Source organism: uncultured Rothia sp. (genome assembly GCF_937976295.1).
Lineage (GTDB): Bacteria > Actinomycetota > Actinomycetes > Actinomycetales > Micrococcaceae > Rothia.
This window is the reverse complement of record NZ_CALJRY010000339.1, coordinates 1-3,429: the sequence shown is the minus strand read 5'-3', so window position 1 is coordinate 3,429 and position 3,429 is coordinate 1. Positions and strand designations below refer to the sequence as shown.

General features: G+C 56.9%; 3 protein-coding genes. 2 read left to right on the top strand and 1 reads right to left on the bottom strand.

All coding sequences use genetic code 11. The features are described from left to right. Positions 1 to 217 precede the first annotated feature (217 nt). Positions 218 to 889 carry a TetR/AcrR family transcriptional regulator gene (locus tag Q0216_RS09160; RefSeq protein ID WP_298594735.1) on the bottom strand — a complete coding sequence of 224 codons (672 nt, stop codon included), beginning with the start codon at positions 887 to 889 and terminating at the stop codon, positions 218 to 220. A 185-nt stretch (positions 890 to 1,074) separates the two neighbouring features. Here Q0216_RS09160 and cls point away from each other — a divergent pair, with 185 nt between their 5' ends. After that, complete coding sequence (gene cls / locus Q0216_RS09155; protein WP_298594732.1) at positions 1,075 to 2,553, top strand: cardiolipin synthase; 1,479 nt, start codon at positions 1,075 to 1,077, stop codon at positions 2,551 to 2,553. Positions 2,554 to 2,616: 63 nt separating this feature from the next. Then, a complete protein-coding gene (locus tag Q0216_RS09150) occupies positions 2,617 to 3,174 on the top strand; it encodes a hypothetical protein (RefSeq protein WP_298594730.1) in 558 nt (185 codons plus the stop codon). The last annotated feature ends 255 nt before the right edge of the window (positions 3,175 to 3,429 follow it).

The following is a 3,429-nucleotide window of genomic DNA, read 5'->3' as shown; positions in this document are numbered from 1 at the left end:
CACAATGACCAGGCCCAGGAACATGGCGCGGATGCGGTTTTTACTTTCCTGCTTAACCTCACCGGCTGGCGGCTGAGGCAGGCTCTTCTCCTCTGTGCTCATCGTTTAATCCTTAGTTACGTTCTATATGTGTCTGTTGTGAGTCTCCGCCGGATTTTGGATCGGTTGCCCCGATTCGGTTCCGGCGGGCTTTGTTGTTTGCGGCAGTGAACCGCCGCTAGATTGCGGGTCGGTTCTGCTCAAAAAGCAGGAACTGGAAGGTCTTCACCGTCTGGCGGATATGACGGGCGATATCCTCTTTGTCCTCCATGTTGCGGGTGAACTCCAGCTGGCGAAGCACCGCGGAGGCAAGATAGACCTTTGCGCGGGACCGCTCCCGGAAGTGATCGGTCAGCGGGTCAGCGGGGGTTCGACGCGGGAAGGGGCCGCGGCGACCGGCAGCATCAAAAGCCACCCAGTCAATGGTGTTCAGGTACTCGGTAAGCACCTGCTCGCACTTCATGTAGTGCATTTTTATTCGTTTCGCGGACTCGGGGAACTCCTGATAGGGAGCTCGAGGGTCCCTGCCCTTGGCGTAGTGGAAGCTCTGGAAAAAGACCTCCCAGAGAAGGTGGGTGACACGAATGATCGTATTGTCATCCTCGTGGTCGCGGTCTGTTTCGAGGATTTCCTCGCTGACCACCGGTTCGCGCAAACCCAGAACGGCGTCCTCTTTGGAGGGGAAGTAGTTGAAGAAGGTACGCGGGGAGACGCCCGCCTCCTGGGCGATTTCTTCAACGGTGGTTCCGCGCATCCCGTGTTCGCGGACGCGTTTGAGGGCTGCTTCGTGGATTGCCGTCCAGGTTTGTTCGCGGCGGCGTTCGCGAAGACTCTGTTCCTTTTTCTGCATGACTGCAATTATTTCACCACTGCACACAATGCTCAAGTGCATTTTTAGCGTTAAGGCTCACAGCAAAACCAGTTAAGCTCCCGCCCACCACCGGCACCAATACCGACACATCACACTACGAAGCAACAAACCCACTCCCCTCCCTCCCAAAAAAGCCCCACACGAAACACCGGCATAATAGAGAGGTGAACTTATTTGCCCCCACCTACCTCGACTTCCTGCCCGACTGGCTGCGCCTCGCACTCGGCATCGCCGATATCCTCATCCGACTCGCAGCCCTCTTCTGGCTCCCCTACAACCGCAAACCCGTGGTTGCACTGGGCTGGCTCATGGCAATCTTCTTCATCCCCTTCGTAGGGTTCATCGTATTCCTCGTCTTCGGCTCCTCGCGCCTACCTGCCTACCGCCGCGCACGCCAACACGCCATGAACGACATGATCCGCGAAGCCAGCGAGAACAAGCCCTTCCTCACCCGCACCGACGACCTCTCCTACCCCGCCAAGGTAGCCAGCCAGCTCAACTACACCCTCGGCTCGCTCCCCCTGGTCGGCGGCAACCAGTTCACCCTCCACACCGACAACCACGAGGCGATGGTCGCCATGGCGGAAGAAGTCGACCGCGCCACCGAATACGTGCACTTCGAGTTCTACATCACCGCCTACGACGAGGCGAGCGCAGTCCTCTGGGACGCCCTCTTCGCCGCCCACAAACGCGGTGTGCAGGTGCGCGTACTCATCGACCACATCGGCTCCCGCAAATACCCGTCCTATAAGATGCTCGTGAAAATGCTCAACGAGTCGGGTATGCAGTGGCGCCTCATGCTGCCCCTCAAACCGTGGAAGCTCAAGTGGCAGCGTCCCGACCTGCGTAACCACCGCAAGGTCCTCGTCGTGGACGGCCGCGTCGCGTTCTCCGGTTCGCAGAACGCTATTCACCGCTCCTACGACATGCCCGAAAACATCAAGAAGGGTCTGGAGTGGAAGGACCTGACCTTCTCCTGCACCGGCCCGATTGTTGAAGAGCTCAACGCCGTTTTCGTCTCTGACTGGTATTCCGAAACGAACCAGCTGATCCTGGCAGAAATTAACACCACCATCCCCTACTACGAGGATGGGATGCGCGCCCAGGTTGTTCCCTCCGGCCCCGGTTTTGAAACCGAAAACAACCTGCGCCTCATCAACTATTTGATCTACAATGCCGAGCGGCGTATCACCATCTGCTCGCCCTACTTCGTACCCGAAGAGACCCTGCTGCAGGCACTCACGAACGCCGCATACTCCGGTATTGAAACCACCGTGATTGTGTGTGAGAAGGGCGACCAGTTCCTGCCGAACATGGCGCAGCGTTCCTACTACGAGCAGCTGCTGCAGGCGGGCGTGCGTATTCTGCAGTATCCCAGCCCGACCGTGCTGCACTCCAAGTTCATGATGGTCGACGACGAAATCGCGTTCATTGGCTCGTCCAATATGGACCCGCGTTCCTTCTCTCTGAACATGGAAGTGTCAACGTTCATCATTGACCGCGGCATGGTCGCAATGCTCGATGAAGTATGCGCCGAATACGAGCAGGTCTGCACCGAGCTGCTGTACACCCAGTGGGCGGAGCGTCCGCGCCGCATCAAGATGGTGGAGAACCTCTGCCGACTGTGGTCATCGCTCCTCTAACCTATTTTTCACACACACGAGGGGTCTGAGTTTTCATCCCCGCACTCGCCAAAGGATTATCGATTGCCCCTTCTGTTCCGTAAAGCACAACGCAAATTCGCTGAACTCAATGCACACGATGTAGCCCACCGCGTCTCCGCGTACACCTACGGTAATTTCTTGGTGCTGGCGGCTCTGCTGAGCATCTTCGACCCGAACGCTATCTATAACGGCACCGCAATCCTCTACATTACGGGTACCGGTCTGACCACCTATATTGCCCATACCATTGACGAAATACAGGAGTACCGGGTACTGCACGGCGGCACGCCTCCTCGCGAATTTGTTATGCATGCGCTACGCAACGCAAGCCCCATTCTTGGCACCACCGTATACCCCGTAATACTACTGATTGTGGCCGCGCTTCTGCCATCTGGCAAAACCTATGACATCATCTTTGATCTGACAATTACTCTCTGTCTGGCAACCGTAGTGTGGCGTATTTTTAGCCTTAACTTTGCGATTGCTCACTACCGCGGTGAACCAATCTGCTGGCGTACCATCCGAAGCGCAGTGTGGCTCACCCTCGCCATTATTATTCTTGCCATTGTGAAGTTTATATTCACTCACGCCGGTAAATAACCTCAAAGCTCCCCAGAAGCTCAGATTAACCGAGATCAGGGGAGCTTTCGTTTCCCTCGCACCGGTGCAGCATGCACGGGGCCACAAGCCAAAGCGGCACCGCATATTAGAACGGGGCAGTCCGTTAGAGCCGTAGCTGGATGCTACATCGGTTCGCCCGGACCCACCAAACCGAAGGAGTACATCCACCACACGAAGAGCTCCGCTGCAATGTAGAGAACCGTGCACAGGCTCAAGGTGATGATGTGGCGGCGG

What these genes read in the sequence shown, in the direction of transcription:
- Q0216_RS09160 (WP_298594735.1), bottom strand. Translation starts at nt 889, where the DNA reads ATGCAGAAAAAGGAACAGAGTCTTCGCGAACGCCGCCGCGAACAAACC.